Raw genomic sequence first — 19,170 nt, forward strand, 5'->3', positions numbered from 1 at the left:
AATCATTAAATCTTTCTTTTCTACATAGTCATAATGTTGTATGACATTCCGCAGGAGGCTCTTATATGGAAAATAAATCTGCTGTCCAGCTTTATCTTGAGTTATTAAAGAAAACAATTTTATTTGAAATATGGTTAGAATACGAACCATACTTACCTGCTTCGTTACATATATCTAAAGAGCTATCATATGAACCAGTTACAGTTCCGCTTCCTTTATTTCTTAAGCAATACGTAGAAAATCACAATTTAAAAATCGTTGATCCTAACGTTTCAAAAAATGAGCGGCAAGGCGGCAAGGATTGGCCAAGAGCAGCACACAGCATGGTTGGTCGAAAACGTATGAATCAATTACATGAGGCTATGGAAACTGTCGTCCGTGAAAATATAGAAGGTGATTTTATTGAAACTGGTGTATGGCGCGGAGGATCATGCATTTTTATGAATGGTTTTTTACAAGCAAACAACATTACGGATCGTACTGTGTGGGTTGCCGATTCGTTTGAAGGTCTGCCAGCACCTAACTTAGAACAATATCCGAAAGATTACGGTGATTATTTACACACATTTGATTACTTACGAGTTTCTTTAGAAACAGTGCAAGAAAATTTTAGAAAATACGATTTATTAAATGATCAGGTGAAATTTTTAAAGGGTTGGTTTAAAGATACATTGCCTTCAGCACCGGTAGAAAAAATTGCAATTGCTCGCCTTGATGGTGATATGTATGAATCAACGATGGATAGTCTTGTAAACTTATACGATAAAGTTTCAACAGGTGGCTATATGATTATTGATGATTATGGATTGGTAACATGCGCAGAGGCTGTAACAGATTTCAGAAATGAAAGAAACTTAAAAGCTCCTATTACTAAAATTGATGATTTCGGTATTTATTGGCGAAAAGAATAGCATACAATTTTATTTTTTGAGGGGTTCTATCACACTACTTATTCATAAGAACCAATCGTGTAAAGTTCCCCTCACTATAAATGATTAACTTATATACAATAGAAATCCCCGACTTTACTACAAGGACGGAGTGAATGTATGAACGAAAATGAGAAAAAAATCACATTAATTCCACCCCCAGAACTCGTTCAATATGTAGGTGGTGACTTTGAAGAGGTTGGAAAAGAATTTATGCAGTATTTTATTGAAATTGGCAACTTAAAATCAAATGAGACAGTGTTAGATATAGGCTGCGGTATCGGCCGAATGGCGGTTCCATTAATGAATTATTTAAACGATGATGGTACTTATTATGGATTTGACTTATTCAATGTGGGAATTACATGGTGCAAAAATAACATTTCAACACGCCGTAACAATTTCCATTTTGAACATGTCGATATATATAACCAATTCTACAATCCCGATGGAAAAGAAGATGCCTCCCAATACAAGTTTCCATATGAAGATGAATCATTCGATTTTATTTTTTTAACGTCTGTATTTACCCATCTCCTTCCGAAAGAATTAGAACATTACGTATGCGAGATTGCACGAGTTCTGAAAAAAGATGGGAGATGTTTTATTACTCTCTTTTTAATTAATCATGAATCTTCCTATTACTTAAATGCAGGACTAAGTACGTTAGGTTTTTATCATCAAATTGACAATTGTTATGTACTAAATAAAGATATCCCGAATTTCGCAGTTGCCTATCCTGAGGAAGATATTCGCACCCTATTAAATAAATATGGGTTAAAAGTACAGACTCCCCCCCATTATGGTTCATGGTGTAGCAGAACTGAACATACAAGCTATCAAGATATTATTCTTACACAAAAAATTGCTGAAAGGTAGTTGTATATGAATATTAAAAATGGTCCGCCTCTCGTTTCCATCCTTATTCCCACCTATAATCGACCACATTATTTTAAAATCGCTCTAGAAAGTGCATTAGCACAAACGTATTCAAATATTGAAATTATCGTAGGAGACGATAGCACAAATAATGAAACAGAAAAATTAATATACAGACATTATTTACATAAGCATAAACATATAACGTACATTCGAAATGCCTCTACTCTAGGACAATTTCATAACGCCCTTATGCTCTTAGAACAGTCAAATGGAGAGTACATAAATTTCTTAATGGACGATGATATATTTTATAATAATAAAATCGAAAAAATGATGTTTTATTTCCAGCAAGACTTAAATAAAAATCTCGCACTTATCACATCCTATCGTACTTGGATTGATGATAATGGCGATACAATTGAACAACATCCCTCCATGAAAAAATTATATGACGAAGATACTCTACTAAGTGGGAAAGATTTTGGAAACCGTATGCTTTTAGCTGGACAAAATATTATCGGCGAACCTACAATCGTACTCTTTAGAAAAAATCTATTAACAGAACCTTTCGGCACTTTAAATGGCAGAAAATATGGTTGTAGTGTTGATATGGCCTCTTGGATAAGTTTACTTTCAAAAGGTGATGCGATGTATATCACTGAGCCTTTAAGTTCATTCCGCCTTCATACTGGACAGCAAGTACGTCACAAATTCCTTGAAGGCTGTGAAGATTTTTCCCAGCTCGTTTTAACCTCAAAAAAGTATGGTTTCTTACAAGACACCAAATATTATAAAAAAGGGTTGATAAGAGCTTACGGATGGTATAAAAATGCGGTCAAATTTTACAATCTATTTCCAAACCTCATTCCAGATATAAATACACATGCACGTCTTTCCTATTGTTTAAATATAATTACAAAAGAACTCCGTGCAATATAGTCCATCACAAGGAAGGAACTATTCCTTCCTCGTGATGTATGACTTCCCACAAATAGTGGAATAAATGTATGCATAGTCTGCTTGTATATTATTTTTATCATGACATGATCCATATACTTACTAGGCGATAGAAAGGAATACATACATTGAAAGATCCAAATTCTCAATATCAAATAGACTACGTATTACTATTCATCTTATTTGCCATTGGGACTGTTAGTTGCTTTGCAATTGCAAGTGCACAAGCCTCTTTACCACCATTTTTGCAAAATGTAAATTTTGTATTAAAGCAAATCCAATGGTACTTCATTGGATTTATAGCCATTGGCATGATTATGATTATTGATTTCGATCGTTATCAAAAAATTGCTTGGTATTTATATAGCTTTGCATTGGTACTACTTATTGGACTAGAACTTCAAGTACCAGGTGCCGTTACAATAAAAGGTGCTACCGCTTGGTACAGGCTTCCAGGCATCGGAAATTTCCAACCTTCTGAAATTATGAAATTGTTTTTAATTATCGTCACCGGACGAATTATAGCAAATCACAATGAGAAATATTTTTTCCGAACAATACACGACGATTTTTTATTACTCGGAAAAATATTCGCAACAAGTTTGCCACCACTACTACTTATTGCAAAGGAACCTGATTTAGGAAACACAATGGTAATTTCAGCTATGCTCGCAGCAATGATACTAGTTTCTGGTATACGTTGGCGCTTTATTTTCGGATTAGTTTCCGGTATTTTTGCAGTTGGCGTTACATTAACTTATATTTTTTTCACGCATGCAAAATTCTTTAAAGCACACATTTTACAAGAATATCAACTAAATCGCTTCTACGGCTGGTTAGCGCCATACAAGTATGATGCGCAAGGCTATCAATTAAGACAAGCTTTCTTAGCTACTGGATCAGGGGAAATGCAAGGAAAAGGTTGGGAAAATGGACAAATATACTTTCCAGAACCACATACAGATTTTATTTTCACCAATGTCGCTGAGCAATTTGGCTTTTTAGGCGCAAGTGTCATCATTTCACTTTTTTTCCTACTTATTTTCCGCATGATTCATATCGCTTTAGAAAGTAATGACCCTTTCGGTAGTTACATCTGCGCTGGTACAATCGGAATGTTTACTTTTCAAGTATTTCAAAATATCGGGATGACCATCGGATTACTACCTATTACAGGAATCACATTACCCCTTATGAGCTACGGAGGAAGTTCCTTACTCACATACATGATAGCAATTGGATTTGTTTTAAACGTTCGCTCCAGAACGAAAATCTTTATGTTCAAATGAAGCATAAAAACGGTATATTTTTATCTCTATCCTTTTTTAGATATACTAATGAAAAATATGATGGAGGTTTAAATATGAAATATGACATTATAGGGGATATTCATGGATGCTTCCAAGAATTTCAAAATTTAACGACGAAACTCGGATATAACTGGAATAGCGGTCTACCGATTCATCCCAATCGACGTAAGCTTGCATTTGTTGGTGATATTACAGACCGTGGCCCTCATTCACTACGTATGATTGAAATTGTATGGGAACTTGTTATAAATAAAAAATTAGCTTATTACGCTCCGGGAAATCACTGTAATAAACTATACCGATTTTTCCTTGGGCGTAATGTGACAATCGCTCATGGACTCGAAACAACTGTTGCCGAATATGAAGCATTACCTTCTCATAAACAAAACATGATAAAAGAAAAATTCATCACACTTTACGAGCAATCCCCTTTATATCACGTACTCGATGAGAAAAGGTTACTTGTATGTCATGCCGGAATTCGGCAAGATTACATAGGAAGACAAGATAAAAAAGTACAAACCTTTGTATTATATGGCGATATTACAGGAGAAAAACATGCTGACGGCTCACCTGTCCGTCATGACTGGGCAAAGGACTATGCAGGAACAGCTTGGATTGTATATGGACATACACCCGTAAAAGAACCTCGCTTTGTAAAGCATACAGTCAACATTGACACTGGCGCTGTATTTGGTGGCAGTTTAACTGGATTACGTTATCCTGAAATGGAGACTGTTTCCGTCCCTTCCTCCCTGCCTTTTGTCCCTGAGAAATTTCGCCCAATTTCATAACTCTCCTTATTTAGGTACCATTCATAAATTACGAGGGATTACCGCATCATTTAGGCGGATCTCATATAAAAACTGGGTGAAGTAATTAAAAAAAGATGCAATAAAGTGCATCTTTTTTTAATTACACCGCATATACTGTCGCAGGAGGTGACAGAATGAAGAAAAAATCTTCTAAACAAAAAAGAAAATGCCCGCCTTTTTATCTGCCCATGTACGGAATTAACAACTGGTGCAGCATTCGAGCTGCAGCTTTAGAAGAACTGGAAGGACAAGAGGCATCCCCCAAAAACAAAACTAGACCAAAATATGTCTCTTTAGAAAATGCTGTAATGAGCCGCATAATCGATAATAGAAAAACAAAGATGCAGCAAAAAAACAAACCTCTCTCTACTCACACAGAACATATAATGCTTTCCGAGCAAACAGAGAAAAATGAGGAAGAAAACATTCCTGTAGCAATAAATAAAAAAGCGGAACCAGAAATTCCAGCTACTATAATAAATCAAGTAAAAAAAATAAAAGAAGCATTAGCTTCATCGAATGATATACAGATAGAAAAACCACTCATAATTGAGACTCCTACATCTGAAAATACAAAAGTAAAAAAGGGCAGTCGATATGCATATGCAGAGGGGCTTCACTCTCATGCTGAAGGCATAGCAACACATGCAGAAGGCTTCTTGACACACGCAAAAGCTTCTTTCTCTCATGCAGAAGGATCAAAAACAAAAGCCACTGGACATAGTTCCCATAGTGAAGGAAGTGAAACGACAGCAGGCGGCTCTTATTCTCATGCGGAAGGTAAACATACGATCGCTTTAGGCGAAGCAGCACATGCAGAAGGAACCGCGACTATCGCTAACGGATTCTCTTCTCATGCGGAAGGTAATCATACATCAACAGCTCATTTTGCAGGTAGCCATATTATGGGACGCTTCGGCACAGCAGAAGAATCTTATTCTTGGTTTATTGCAAACGGCACAAATGAAACCGATCATAATATCGGTGCAAAGTGGCTTGCTCATAATGGAGAAATGTACATTGATGGCGCTTCTTACAATGCAAGCGGAACTGATTTTGCACAAATGTTTGAAACAGTAGACAATAAACTTATTGATGTAGGTTATTTCGTTACATTTAGTAGCGAAGAAAAAATTCGAATCGCTACTTCAAACGATTCATTCATCTTAGGTATATCTAGTGCAACTCCCGCTCTTATAGGAAATAGCGGTGCTTTAAGTTGGCAAAAGCGCTACAAAACAGATAGCTTTGGAAAACGCCAATATGTAAGTACGGAATCGCAAGACATACAACCTCATTTAAATACCGAATGGGATCCAACTTGCAAATATATAGCAAGAAAAGATCGTACCGAGTGGCTTCCTGTAGGATTAATTGGACAAATGTTAGTACGTGATGACGGCACTTGCGAAACGCATGGATATTGTCGTCCAAATAACGATGGCATTGCTACAAAATCCGAAAGTGGATTTTTCGTTATAAAGCGCACAGGTGAAAACCAAATTTTAATATTATTCCGCTAAGAAAAAAGGGAACAAAATTCTTCATTACAGAAGAATTTTGTTCCCTTTTTAAGTATGTCTTAATACCTCTTGCATATCGCTTGGAATGATTGCAGTGAAAGACATTTCCTTCTCTAAAATAGGATGATAAAACGTCAAAGATATACTGTGAAGTGCTTGTCGTTTCATTTCATCCCTTTTTCCACCATACAAGTTATCGCCAAGCAACGGATGTCCTATATGCGCCATATGTACACGAATTTGATGCGTTCTGCCTGTCTCAAGCTCAAGTGATACATGCGTCTTATGATAGGCACTATCAATCACCCTAAAATGAGTAACTGCTCTCTGCCCATCCTCACAAACGGTTCGCTCAATAATGCTATCCGATTTTCGTCCAATCGGTGCGTCAATCGTTCCTTCTCGTTCTATCATCTCGCCATGAACGATTGCTTCATATGTCCTTTTCACAGCTTTTTGTTGATGCTGTTTCGATAAAAGATGATGCACGAAACGATTTTTTGCAATAAGCATAAGCCCTGAAGTATCACGATCTAACCTTGTTACAATGTGCACCGTACTTGCAAGATGCTGCTTATCATAATGAGATAAGAGTGCATTAGCAACACTCCCTGCCGGATGTTCTCTAGACGGAATCGTTGACATGTTCGCCTCTTTGTTTATGACAAGAACCGCATCATCTTCATAGACAATACACAAAGGGATATCTTCTGCAATCATCCCTTCACTTCTTTCCTCCACTGGAAAAAAGACACGCAATTCTTCACCAGCTTGCAACTGATGACGAACGCTCGCATGTTGACCATTTACTTCAATAGCTCCGCCGTGAAACTTTATATCCGTTAATGCGGCTTTAGAAATCCCTTTTGTTTTTAAAAATTCTCTAACTAAAGTTCCCTCTTCAGCCAATTTTATATCCCATTTCAATGTAAATCTGTTCAAATATATAAACCCTTTCTATTTATCTGCAACAAACGAGTCACGAACTCGTTTCCAGAACGGGAATGGACGGAAACGAACAAATCGTACTTTCTCATTTGCAACGCGATACTGAATTGATTTCACATCTTGATGAACCATTGTTAAATGGTCCACCGTAATTTGCAAGTTCATTCCTGCAGTCGGCTTCAACACACATGTATGATGTTTCGGCAGTACGAGTGGCGAACCTACAGTACGAAACACACGGTTATTAATGGATGCCATTTCTGCAATTTGAATCGCTTCAATAGAAGGGTGAATAATCGCTCCGCCAAGCGCCTTATTATACGCAGTACTTCCTGAAGGAGTAGAAATACATAGACCATCCCCGCGGAACGTTTCAAAGTACTCTCCGCGTATTTCCACTTCTGTTACTAATGTACCTTCTGCGCTTTTTACAGTTGCTTCATTCATCGCCAAATACTGTGACTCTTTACTCCCATTCACATAGCGAATAATCACTTCTAAAAGCGGATATTCCACCACTTGGAATGGTGTTTTAGCAATTGCAATTACTAATTTCTCTACTTCTGTCGGTAACCAATCTGCATAGAAACCTAAATGCCCTGTATGTACACCAACAAATGCTGTTTCATCCAATCGATTGTAATAACGATGAAACGCATATAAAAGCGTTCCATCTCCCCCAACAGAAATTACAATATCGGGTTCCTGTTCATCCATTATAAATCCAAAATCTAGCAAGTATTCTTTCATCGTGCTTGCCAGTGTATCTGATGATTGATCTCCCTTTGACATAATTGTAAATTTCATCGCCCAACACCCTTTAGTTTATGATTCGGAATCTTTCGTTTCTTGCTTTCTTGAAAAAGCCTTCTGCGCTTCTTGAATTTCAAGACGGATAGAAGACATTTCTTCATCTAATAAAAATGCCGCTTCCGCTGCACGTTGCAAGCGTATTTTAATATCTTCAGGAAAACGTCCACTATATTTATAATTTAAAGAATGCTCAATTGTTGCCCAAAAGTTCATTGCTAGTGTGCGTATTTGGATTTCTACTAATACTTTTTGTTCTCCCTGAATCGTTTGAACAGGGTAACTAATGACAACGTGATAAGAGCGATAGCCACTGTCTTTCTTTTGCGTGACATAATCACGCTCTTCCACGATTTCAAAGTCATTTCGTTTTCGAAGATATTCTACCACAGGCTTAATCTCATCAACAAATTGACACATCATTCGAAGGCCCGCGATATCCTGCATATCTTCTCTGAGCCGGTCTAGCGGTACATTTCTCTTCTCCGCTTTATCAATAATACTGGCAACCGACTTTACCCTTCCTGTTACAAACTCAATTGGAGAATGCTCTGTTAACATTGCAAATTGAGTGCGCATTCCTTTTAGTTTCACTTTCAGCTCTGCCACCGCTTGATGGTAAGGTGCTAAAAATTCTTCCCAATTTCGATTCATTTCAACCACCACCAAAATCAATCCATTTGCTTATAGAAATACTTTTTCTACAGCAGTTACTAGTTCTTCTCCGTAATTTGCATTACCTTCAATATTTTCAACTAAATATTCTACTTCTTCTTTTAAACTTTCTAATTCCATTTCAACGTCATTCACGCGAACGAACATTGCCATATCTTTATTCATCGCTTCATGCATTGCTTCCCAGCATGTGTGCGGAATACTTACATAAATGAAAGACGATTCGTTTTCTAAGATATATAAAAATGATAAATTGTCTGAGTCTACAAGTACATGATTACGCGCACTTAACTCCTTTACCTCTATCTCATTATTTTCCGCACAAAAAATAAGAGCATTCTCTCTCTTTTCTACGCTCTTAACTTGAATTTTATTTTGCATGCTCTAACTCCTCCATCTCAACTTCCTGTCTTACTTAACAGTATTATTGTATCATAACATGGACGCAAACAAATAAAACATTGAACCAAATTTGCGAAAAAGCGATAATGTGTAAAGAATTATTTTTCAAAAGGAGCGCGCATACAATGACACAAGAAATTGAAATTGAATTTAAAAATATTGTTACAGAAGAAGAATTCAATACATTATGTAAATCATTCTCTATTGAGGTATTTACGAAGCAAGTGAATCACTACTTTGAAACACCGGATTTCTCTTTAAAAGAAGCTGGCTCTGCACTTCGTATTCGTCATAAAGGGGAAACTTATACATTAACATTGAAACAACCTGCAGAAGTCGGCTTGTTAGAGACGCATCAAGTCATAACAGAAGACGAAGCAAGAAAGATGATGGAAACAAACGTAATCATTCAAGGGGCCGTACTAGATCAACTACACAAATTACAAATTCCTGTTTCCACTTTAACTTATATGGGTAGTTTAACAACAGAAAGAGCTGAAACATTATTTGAAGGCGGAACGCTTGTCTTTGATCATAGTTTCTATTACAATCACGATGATTATGAAATTGAATTTGAAGTGCAAGATGAAGAAACAGGAAAAGCTGCATTTATTCATTTATTAACGCAGCATAACATACCAATCCGTCATACAAATAACAAAGTAAAACGCTTTTTCCTTGCCAAACAAAACAAAGCACGCTAAAGTGAAAATTCCACTAGTGAATACGTTCTACTAGTGGATACATCTCACTTTTAAAAAAGTGAAAGATTCATTTACACCTATAGAATAAGCAAAGAATGTTATGAAGGCTGTTTATTTGCCCTCCCTAACATTCCATTGCTACAATAGATATACATTTCATGGAAAAAGGAGTTTATAAAGGATGAGCAAGCAACCGATGACACCATTTGAAGCAATTGGCGGTGAACAATGCATTGCAATATTAGTAGACACATTTTATTCCTATGTCAGTAAACACCCTGACCTATCTCCCATCTTCCCGGATGATTTAACAGAAACCGCTAGGAAGCAGAAACAATTTTTAACACAATATTTAGGTGGTCCTAATTTGTACACTGAAGAACATGGTCATCCCATGTTAAGAGCACGCCATCTTCCGTTTGAGATTACCCCAAAACGAGCAGAGGCTTGGCTATCATGTATGGAGCAAGCAATGGATGACACAGGAGTGCACGGTCATATAAGAGAGTTCGTTTTTGAACGTTTAGCATTAACTGCTCAGCATATGGTTAATACTCCAAACGAAACAGGTGAAGTGTAATGGATAAGCAGGAAGCAAAGCATATCAATATGCCATCTCCTTCCGCATGTGAGCATAAGTCTGTAGAAGCATATTTATTTATTGATCCACTTTGTAAAGATTGCTGGGAAATTGAGCCCTTTATTATTAAACTATGGCTTGAATACGGGAAATACTTCTCTATTCGTCATATCGTAACAGGAAAAGTGGACGGAACGAACGCTTCCTCACACAAATGGAATAAACCTGCTAATATTCGATTTGTGTGGGAAAAGACAACAAGTTTACAAGGTTTTTCATGTGATGGAAAGATACATATGCAAGAGGCATCGTCAACACCATATTTAGTTTCTATGGCAATTAAGGCAGCGGAGTTACAGGGCCGAAAAGCAGGTTCGAAGTTTTTGCGAAAACTCCAAGAATACATTTTCCTTGAAAATGTATCAAACCCTGACTGCGAATTATTACTTGCATGTGCAAGAGATAGCGACATTGATGTAGAAGAATTTAAAAAAGACCTACATTCCGCTAGCGCAAAAAAAGCTTTCCAATGTGACTTAAAATTCACAAATGAGATGCATATTACAGAAATACCTTCTCTCGTATTTTTTCATGCGAATTCAGATGAAGAAGGTATTAAAATCGCTGGAACTTATTCCTACGACGTATACGTACAATTATTGAAAGAACTTGTAAAATGTGAAATCGAGCCAGAACCATTACCACCTTTAGAAGTGTTACTAGAAGCAACGCAATTTATATCTTCAAAAGAAGTAGCATTTATATATGACTGCTCGCAGCAAGAGATCGAGCGTGAACTAAAAAAATTACAACTGAAACGAAAAGTACAAATGATTGACGTAAAATGTGAGCGTTATTGGAAATGGATAGCAAAAGAAAAAGACCTGGTGTAAACACCAGGTCTTTTTCTTTACGGCTTATAAAAATATTAAAGGGGATGGGAGAAATTTTCACGTTCAAACAAAGGGGTATATGTTTGTATGTGAATTCGTTCACGCTTATTATATTACAAGATTCGACGTCAGATGACAACCCCTTTTGTCGAATTTCACACTTTTGTCACATTCTAAACGTTTTCATTTCTGAATAAGCTATAAAAAAGCTATTTTGGAGGTGTTCTGTATGAAAAAAACGTATATTTCACTTATCTTTCTAGCTGTCATCGTTTCTTTTTTCTTGTATATCCTCTCTCTACTACAAGCTTTTCCTAAAATTATTGCCTTTCCTCTTTTATTTGGAGTCATTGTCATCGCTCTCTCTTATTTCAACCATAAAAAACGATTTAAAGGATTTTAATTAACTATAAAACTGCCTTCTAATTTAGAAAAAAGAAGGAAATCCACTTTGTTTTTCGACAAATATCGACAAAATAACATGTAAACAAAAAGACGAGGTAAATCCCTCGTCTTTTCTATTACTTCTCTTCAAATAATAATGCTTCTAATTCATTTAATTTCTCTTCAAATACCTGTAGCGCTTCTTTTACCGGTTCTGGAGATGCCATATCTACTCCAGCTTTTTTCAGTACTTCAATTGGATAATCTGAGCTTCCCGCTTTTAAGAACTCATTAATGTAACGTTCTACTGCTGGTTGCCCTTCTTCTAAAATTTGTTTAGATAGAGCCGTTGCTGCACTAAATCCTGTTGCATATTGGTATACGTAATAGTTGTAGTAGAAGTGTGGAATACGAGACCACTCTAAGCCAATTTCTTCATCGATTACTAAAGCATCACCGAAATATTTCTTATTTAAATCATAGTAGATTTCCGTTAACATGTCTGGCGTAACCGCATGTCCCTCTTGTACTTTCTTATGAATAATATGCTCAAACTCTGCGAACATCGTTTGACGGAACACAGTACCACGGAATCCTTCTAAATAATGATTTAATAAGTATAGACGCTCTTTCTTATCTTCTGTCGTTTTTAATAAATAATCGTTTAGTAGCGCTTCATTACAAGTTGATGCTACTTCCGCAACAAAGATTGAATAATCACCGTATACGTGCGGCTGCGTCTTTCTTGTATAGTAACTATGCACGGAATGACCGAACTCATGAGCCAGTGTAAATAGATTATTTACATTATCATGCCAGTTCATTAAAATATACGGATTTGTTCCATATGCACCAGATGAATATGCTCCGCTTCGTTTTCCTTTATTCTCATACACATCTACCCAACGATTTTCATATGCTTCTTTTAAAATGTCAACATACTCATCACCAAGTACGTTTAAAGACTTTAATAACATGTCTTGTGCTTCTTCATACTTCACGTTCATTTTCACTTCTGGTACAAGTGGTGTATATAAATCATACATATGAAGCTCCTCAAGTCCTAGTGCACGCTTACGAATATCAATGTAACGATGTAGCAAGTGTAAATTATCATTTACAGATTCAACAAGTTGATCATACACCGCTTCAGGAATATTATTATTACTCAATGCCGCTTGACGTGCAGAATCATATTTACGAACACGCGCATTGAAATTATTACGCTTCACAGCTCCGCTTAACGTACTTGCAAATGTGTTCTTATACTTTCCGTACGTTTCATATACAGCTTTGAATGCATCTTCGCGCACACGACGATCATCACTTTCTAAAAACTGAGTGTAACGACCATGTGTAATTTCCACTTCTTCTCCATCCTCATCTTTAATAGATGGAAATTTCAAATCCGCATTATTCAACATACCAAATGTATTACTTGACGCACTCATTACTTCAGATGCTTCTGCTAATAGAGCCTCTTCCGCTTCAGATAATACGTGAGGGCGTTGACGCGTAATTTCTTCTAATGCATGTTCATATACACTTAAGTCTCTATTTTCTTTCAAGAATGTTTGCAGTGTATCTTCTGAAATCGATAAAATTTCAGGCACAATATATGCTGTGCTACTAGATACTTGTGAATATAAATTTGTCGCGCGGTCATTTAACGCTTGATACACAGAGTTTGTTGTATCTTGATCGTAACGCATATGTGCATATGTATATAGCTTACCTAATCGCATTGAAATTTCATCTTCATATTGTAATGCTTCAAGTAAATTGTTCGCAGAATCACCAAGTTTCCCTTTAAATTCAGTTAACTTCGGTAATAGCTCTTTAATAGCTTGGAATTCCTTTTCCCATTCTGCATCTGTTTGGAAAATATCCTCTAGTCGCCATGTGTTTGCTTCTTCAATCTCACTGCGATTTGGTAATGTTTTTGTGTTTTGTTCAGACATCCTTTAAGCCCTCCTTTAAATATCTCTACTTACATACAATTCGATTTTTCTTATGTAATTCCTTCACGATCAGTCTTTATTATATCCCCTTTTCCTTCTCTCATGTTGTACTTTGCCTCAAATAAAGATAAGGCATACGCTAAGCAAATTTCATCATATTTCATGATTTCCTCCTCTGTTTTTAACATAACTATCCCCCTTTTTTTCCGGTACTTATAAGCCCCTACTTTCTGCAATACACCTGCATAACATAAAAATGTCATATATTCAGTAACTGCTACTTTCCATATATGCTGTGAAAAGTACGGGAGCATGCGCCTTTTCGTATACGTTTTCACATAACTACACACATATTGAAGGGAAATATAATCCCCTACCGCAAACTTACCTATACACTTCATATATAGAAAAGCTTGCCATACAAACGGATTTGTTTGAAAAGCAAATGAGGACGGGAGCGGCACACCGATTTCAGAAGGAAAATTCGCTGGGGTACATTTACATTGATATAAGAGGCGTAATAGTGACTTATGATTATAACTCCAAATAGGCAAAGCATTTTGCCGAAAGTAGCTCTTTCGCTTTTTCCATTCCTCACCTAATGTTTCTTTTCGGAAAGAGATGGGGGAAAATAGCATTTCAAAAGTAGTCGTTTCAGTTGATAAATATATAGTATGTGAAAAAGAGACATTTGTAGAAAATGGAGTAACAAATGCGCATTTCATAAATGATTTTTGTTTCGAACAGAAGAAAATAAGAAGTGGCTGAGGATAAGACTGTAAGGAGAAAGCCAGAAGTGAGGAGAATTTCATCCAGTATGCAGAGTGCTTTTTCAATTGATTTCCACCAATGATCCAAATAACCTGTATACCAGCTCGCCAATACGAATAAGTTCGCTTGTACAGCTGCTCTATGGAGAGATTTGCGCATTGGTATTCAATCGCAATTTTTTTGCCCATTCTCTCTAAGAAAATATCTGGTCTTTGTTGAATCTCCGGAAGATAATGCTCTATATCTACATGAAAGTTTTGACGTTTGAACCACCTATATAACAATTCTTTACCATGCATATGATACATAGATTCCGCTTCATAAAAGGCTAAACATGAATCCACTTTCTTATGAGCAAAATGCCAACTTTTTTGTTTCCCTAATTTCATTTGCACTTCCTTCCCGCAAGCTATGCAAAAGAAGCTTTCCGTTTTACGCATACGGTGTAAAAGCTCTTCATCATGATGATAGAGTAGATGAATTTTTTCTCCGTTTTCTCTTTCGGCGATAAACATCGGAATCACACCCTTTCAGCTCCTTATATTCTACAATTTATTACAAATTCCTTTTAAAAAAAGAGATGTCCCAATTTCGGACATCTCTTTTTATAATAAAGGTGATAATAACCGATACGTTGATTCAACAATTCGTCTATGAAGACGCCTTTTATGAAAACGATCGACATGAATTTCACTTGATTCTTCTATATCCTCTTTAAAATCTTGAACAAGTTTTCTAATGCTATCTGTATCATATAAAAAGGCATTTACTTCAAAGTTCAAATGAAAACTTCTCATATCCATATTAGCGGTCCCAATTGACGCTAAATCAGAATCAACAATGACAACTTTACTATGAAGAAAACCTTTTTCGTATTCATATATCTTTACCCCTGCATCTAAAAGCTCTGGGAAGTACGATCTTGATGCGTAAAAGACAGTGCGCTTATCAGGCTTACTCGGCATTAGCAAACGAACATCAATACCAGCAAGTGCCGCTACCTTTAATGCGGATAAAATATCATCATCCGGAATGAAATACGGCGTCGCAATCCAAATGGATTTCCGCGCAGAAGCAATCATGGCAAAATATAAATGTTTAATTGTTTCCCATTTATTATCCGGCCCACCTGCAACAAGCTGCACGCCTCCCCAATGATCACCCTCAACTGCTTTCGCTTGTAAATATTCAGGGGCCAGGACAGCCTCACCAGTCATATAAAACCAATCTTGAAGGAAAATAAGCTGTAAACTTTGTACAGCTTCACCACGCAAATATAAATGCGTGTCTCGCCAAAAACCGAAGTACTTATCTTTCCCTAAATATTCATCACCAATATTTAATCCACCTACAAATCCTTCATTTCCATCAATAATAACGATTTTTCGGTGGTTTCGATAATTAATCTTATCGTTTAAAATCGGAAAGCGCACAGGGAAAAATGGAACCATTTCTACTCCTGCATCATTCAATTCTTCAATATACGAATTCGATAATTTAAAACTTCCAACCGCATCATATAAAAAACGAACGACTACGCCTTCTTTTGATTTTTGTATTAAAATATCTTTAATTTCTGTTCCAAGCTTATCATCACGTACAATGTAATATTCCATATGAATGTGATGTTTCGCTCGTTTTAATCCATCTAAAATGGCTTGAAATGTTTCATCTCCATTTGTTAATGTTCTCGTTTCAGTTTGAAATGAAATATTTAAAGCGCCTAAGCGGTCCGCTAAACGAAATAACAGCTCTTGATGTTTATGATTGCGCAAAATCCGTTCTTCGTAATCTTCATGCCCCTTATATTGTAAAAATGCTTGTTCATCGAGCAACGCCTTCTTTTGGAACATTCTCTTCCTCCGAAAATTCTGTCCAAATAATAAATAAGCGAAAAATCCAAATACCGGAAAAATACCTAACACAATGAGCCATGTAAGTGTTTTAGACGGATGACGGTTCTCTAAGAAAATAACGCAGCCAATTAAAAATGCAGATACTGTAAATAAAATACTAATAATACCTAAAATCGAAACATCTTTTATCCCAATTACATCCGAATAAAATGCTACATCAATAAACATACGTAACGAAACAAATAATGCGAACAATAGTAGAACAAAGAAAATCAACTTTAACGTATTTTTCATCTCTTACCTCCTTACTAAGAAAGCTTTCCTATTCTTCATATAAAAAGCCGATTTCATACTACAGAAATCGGCCTACGTTTTAGCAGGAAAATTATTGCGAATTGTTTCAAGCGCATGCTCTTTCACAATTTGTTTCCCATACTCACTTACACGATGAATTGTTAAAGTTGATTCTTCTCCGTATTCTAAAACAATACTTAAAATACGATCAATTTCTTCTTCATCATGTAGCACTTCATCGAATTCCACATATACATAATAGCGGTTCTCAAATGAATATAGCTCATCTTTTATATCTTCAAAGATCAGACGGTGGCTTAATGAAATGACATCTTCAAAATCATTAAATTTAATTAAAAAGCCAAACGTACCATCTTCGTTAAAGTTTGTTCCTGCTTGTTCTTCTACCTCTTCCACTAATTCTTGCTGGAATAATGATTCAATGCCTTCATCTAGAGGAATGTCTATAATTTTATCTACACCTATTGGTAGTTCTAGCTTTTGTCCATCCTTTGAAAGCTCTGCTTTCGTTACAAGTACTTCAATCCCTTTATCGACTGCTTGCACTTGAATCCATAACGGTCCATCAATAAAGAAATCATCATGATCACGAGCTTCGTCCATCATCTCCCAAAAGAGCTCTTCACTTCGTTCGCGGTCATACCAAATCTCCTCACGATTAAACCCTCTGTCCTCTATATCAATGTACGTAATAAAAAATTTCATCGTATGGTCATTAATTCTTTCAATATCCAAAATACAACTCTCCCTTCCTGCTTAGAATTGTTATGAAGGGATTCCCCACTCATATGACAAATCAATAGATTCTTGTACTCTCATTTTATGATAAGATTCTCCAGAATGGAAATAAAATCGATTTATTTTACAAAAATAGTTATATACCTATCTTTATTCGACCATCTACACAAATATATCATTATAGCGATTTCTCACTCACAAAAAATTTGGACATACATTTCCCCCTTCCCCCGTACACTGTAATAAAGTGAAACTTTTATTAGAGAAGATTATTTAGTCTCTTTCTTCACCACATACATATAGTTCGCTTATTAAAACATCATAAATGGAGGCAGACGAATGGACTTAGAGTTTTTAACATCTGTACTAATGATTGTCGGTATCGATGTTGTACTAGGGGGTGACAACGCAATCGTCATCGCACTAGCTAGCCGAAATTTACCTGAATCGAAACGAAATAAAGCTATTTTAATTGGTACTCTTTTAGCAATCGTACTAAGAATTATCCTCACTATACTAGCTGTCTATTTACTCGATATTCCATTTCTGCAACTTATCGGGGGCGTTTTACTTACATTAATTGCAGTAAATTTACTAACTGATAATAGCAACGATCTTTCTTCTATTCAAGGAAAAACAACTTTATTTCAAGCTGTGCGTACAATTGTATTCGCGGATCTCGTTATGGGATTTGACAATGTTATTGCCATTGCAGGGGCAGCTCACGGAAGATTTTTACTCGTAATAATCGGCTTACTCATTTCGATCCCGATTATTATTTGGGGCAGCAAACTCATTTTAATACTGATGGAACGCTTTCCATTCCTCATTTATTGCGGGGCAGCGATTCTCTCCTATACAGCAGGAAAAATGGTCACACATGAAGACAGACTTGCAACCTTTTTTCATAACAACCCAAGTTTCACTGCAAGCATTCCATACTTGTTTATTTTCACCATTTTATGTATCGGCTTTATCGTTCAACAAGTTCGATTACGAAATGTGAAACATTAAAAAAAACCTTCTACTATATAATAGGTAGAAGGTTTTCATATTATTATAATTAATTTACAAGACGCTGTGCTTCACGTAATTGGAACGTTCTTACTGTACGTGGTAAGAAACGGCGGATTTCGTCTTCATTGTAACCTACTTGAAGGCGTTTCTCGTCAATCATAATTGGACGACGTAAAATCCCTGGATAGTCACGAATCATCTTATATAAATCTTGAAGTGGTAAAGACTCTAAGTTTACATTTAATTCTTGGAAAACTTTTGAACGAGTAGAAATAATCTCATCCGTTCCGCTTTCTGTCATACGTAAAATCTCTTTAATTTCCTCAATCGTTAATGGATCTGAGAAAATATTACGTTCTGTATAAGGAATATGATTTTCCTCTAGCCATAATTTCGCCTTTCTACAAGACGTACAGCTTGGAGAACTATATAATGTTACCATACAAAGCTCACTCTCCTTAAAGAGTACAAATTCTGTACTAATTACAGTTTAAATTTCTAAATTCAGCAATTTTTCGCGATACCTTGTCTTAAAACAAAGTGCAAAAATCGCATTTCATGTAAGCAACAACTTTAAGCAAACAACAATTACTTTTAATAAGTAACTTCTATAATCATTATACAATAGATTTTGCAAGAAATATACAGTAAATTTCCTTCTAATTGAGAAAACTCTTCCGTGCATTCCACTGCTATGTAA

At 36.1% G+C, this 19,170-nt stretch carries 20 protein-coding genes; 11 read left to right on the forward strand and 9 right to left on the reverse strand.

What is annotated here, in order from left to right:
* Positions 1–65: 65 nt before the first annotated feature.
* From QCI44_RS22020 to QCI44_RS22045, 6 genes are all read left to right on the forward strand, one after another.
* The gene (locus QCI44_RS22020; protein ID WP_016088877.1) at positions 66–911 is read left to right on the forward strand and encodes a TylF/MycF family methyltransferase; all 846 of its coding nucleotides are present in this window, start codon (positions 66–68) and stop codon (positions 909–911) included.
* A gap of 138 nt (positions 912–1,049) precedes the next feature.
* Positions 1,050–1,808: a class I SAM-dependent methyltransferase gene (locus QCI44_RS22025; protein ID WP_016088878.1), complete on the forward strand. Its 759-nt coding sequence runs from the start codon at positions 1,050–1,052 to the stop codon at positions 1,806–1,808.
* A gap of 6 nt (positions 1,809–1,814) precedes the next feature.
* Complete coding sequence (locus QCI44_RS22030; RefSeq protein WP_016088879.1) at positions 1,815–2,750, forward strand: glycosyltransferase family 2 protein; 936 nt, start codon at positions 1,815–1,817, stop codon at positions 2,748–2,750.
* Between the two features lie 146 nt (positions 2,751–2,896).
* The gene (locus QCI44_RS22035) at positions 2,897–4,057 is read left to right on the forward strand and encodes an FtsW/RodA/SpoVE family cell cycle protein (protein ID WP_016088880.1); all 1,161 of its coding nucleotides are present in this window, start codon (positions 2,897–2,899) and stop codon (positions 4,055–4,057) included.
* A 74-nt stretch (positions 4,058–4,131) separates the two neighbouring features.
* Entirely contained in the window at positions 4,132–4,872 is a 741-nt protein-coding gene (prpE, locus tag QCI44_RS22040; RefSeq protein WP_016088881.1) for a bis(5'-nucleosyl)-tetraphosphatase PrpE, read from the forward strand.
* A gap of 155 nt (positions 4,873–5,027) precedes the next feature.
* Positions 5,028–6,416: a peptidase G2 autoproteolytic cleavage domain-containing protein gene (locus QCI44_RS22045; RefSeq protein ID WP_016133908.1), complete on the forward strand. Its 1,389-nt coding sequence runs from the start codon at positions 5,028–5,030 to the stop codon at positions 6,414–6,416.
* A gap of 48 nt (positions 6,417–6,464) precedes the next feature.
* On the opposite strand, the gene QCI44_RS22050 is transcribed toward QCI44_RS22045, so the two are convergent.
* The 4 genes from QCI44_RS22050 to QCI44_RS22065 are packed head-to-tail and all read right to left on the reverse strand — an operon-like array spanning position 6,465 to position 9,230.
* Positions 6,465–7,358: an RluA family pseudouridine synthase gene (locus QCI44_RS22050; protein WP_016133907.1), complete on the reverse strand. Its 894-nt coding sequence runs from the start codon at positions 7,356–7,358 to the stop codon at positions 6,465–6,467.
* Between the two features lie 15 nt (positions 7,359–7,373).
* On the reverse strand, positions 7,374–8,171 hold the full coding sequence (locus QCI44_RS22055; RefSeq protein WP_016088884.1) for an NAD kinase: 798 nt from the start codon (positions 8,169–8,171) through the stop codon (positions 7,374–7,376).
* Between the two features lie 18 nt (positions 8,172–8,189).
* Positions 8,190–8,828: a GTP diphosphokinase gene (gene yjbM / locus QCI44_RS22060; protein WP_001081482.1), complete on the reverse strand. Its 639-nt coding sequence runs from the start codon at positions 8,826–8,828 to the stop codon at positions 8,190–8,192.
* A 30-nt stretch (positions 8,829–8,858) separates the two neighbouring features.
* Positions 8,859–9,230: a UPF0738 family protein gene (locus QCI44_RS22065; protein WP_016088885.1), complete on the reverse strand. Its 372-nt coding sequence runs from the start codon at positions 9,228–9,230 to the stop codon at positions 8,859–8,861.
* A gap of 146 nt (positions 9,231–9,376) precedes the next feature.
* On the opposite strand from QCI44_RS22065, the gene QCI44_RS22070 reads away from it, so the two are divergent.
* The 4 genes from QCI44_RS22070 (at position 9,377) to QCI44_RS22085 (ending at position 11,831) form a co-directional block, all read left to right on the forward strand.
* Positions 9,377–9,955 (forward strand): CYTH domain-containing protein, encoded by a 579-nt coding sequence (locus QCI44_RS22070; RefSeq protein WP_016088886.1) that lies wholly within the window; start codon positions 9,377–9,379, stop codon positions 9,953–9,955.
* Between the two features lie 181 nt (positions 9,956–10,136).
* On the forward strand, positions 10,137–10,535 hold the full coding sequence (locus QCI44_RS22075) for a globin domain-containing protein (protein WP_000043382.1): 399 nt from the start codon (positions 10,137–10,139) through the stop codon (positions 10,533–10,535).
* The gene (locus QCI44_RS22080) at positions 10,535–11,428 is read left to right on the forward strand and encodes a ClpXP adapter SpxH family protein (RefSeq protein ID WP_016133906.1); all 894 of its coding nucleotides are present in this window, start codon (positions 10,535–10,537) and stop codon (positions 11,426–11,428) included. The genes QCI44_RS22075 and QCI44_RS22080 overlap by 1 nt, the downstream gene beginning before the upstream one ends.
* 229 nt (positions 11,429–11,657) lie before the next feature.
* Positions 11,658–11,831, forward strand: a complete 174-nt coding sequence (locus QCI44_RS22085) for a hypothetical protein (protein ID WP_016088888.1) — start codon at positions 11,658–11,660, stop codon at positions 11,829–11,831.
* Between the two features lie 118 nt (positions 11,832–11,949).
* Here the strand turns inward: QCI44_RS22085 and pepF are convergent, their stop codons facing one another.
* From pepF to mecA, 4 genes are all read right to left on the reverse strand, one after another.
* Complete coding sequence (gene pepF / locus QCI44_RS22090) at positions 11,950–13,773, reverse strand: oligoendopeptidase F (protein WP_016088889.1); 1,824 nt, start codon at positions 13,771–13,773, stop codon at positions 11,950–11,952.
* A gap of 50 nt (positions 13,774–13,823) precedes the next feature.
* Positions 13,824–15,068, reverse strand: coding sequence for a competence protein CoiA (locus QCI44_RS22095; RefSeq protein WP_016133905.1), 1,245 nt, complete (start codon positions 15,066–15,068; stop codon positions 13,824–13,826).
* Between the two features lie 81 nt (positions 15,069–15,149).
* Positions 15,150–16,694: a cardiolipin synthase gene (locus QCI44_RS22100; RefSeq protein WP_016088891.1), complete on the reverse strand. Its 1,545-nt coding sequence runs from the start codon at positions 16,692–16,694 to the stop codon at positions 15,150–15,152.
* Between the two features lie 72 nt (positions 16,695–16,766).
* A complete protein-coding gene (gene mecA / locus QCI44_RS22105; RefSeq protein ID WP_000350711.1) occupies positions 16,767–17,450 on the reverse strand; it encodes an adaptor protein MecA in 684 nt (227 codons plus the stop codon).
* 342 nt (positions 17,451–17,792) lie between these two features.
* Between mecA and QCI44_RS22110 the strand changes: the two genes are divergently transcribed.
* Positions 17,793–18,467, forward strand: a complete 675-nt coding sequence (locus QCI44_RS22110) for a TerC family protein (RefSeq protein ID WP_016088892.1) — start codon at positions 17,793–17,795, stop codon at positions 18,465–18,467.
* Between the two features lie 49 nt (positions 18,468–18,516).
* Here the strand turns inward: QCI44_RS22110 and spx are convergent, their stop codons facing one another.
* On the reverse strand, positions 18,517–18,912 hold the full coding sequence (gene spx, locus QCI44_RS22115) for a transcriptional regulator Spx (protein ID WP_000258267.1): 396 nt from the start codon (positions 18,910–18,912) through the stop codon (positions 18,517–18,519).
* Between the last annotated feature and the right edge of the window lie 258 nt (positions 18,913–19,170).

Source organism: Bacillus cereus group sp. RP37 (assembly GCF_040459695.1).
In the GTDB taxonomy this organism is placed as follows: Bacteria; Bacillota; Bacilli; order Bacillales; family Bacillaceae_G; genus Bacillus_A.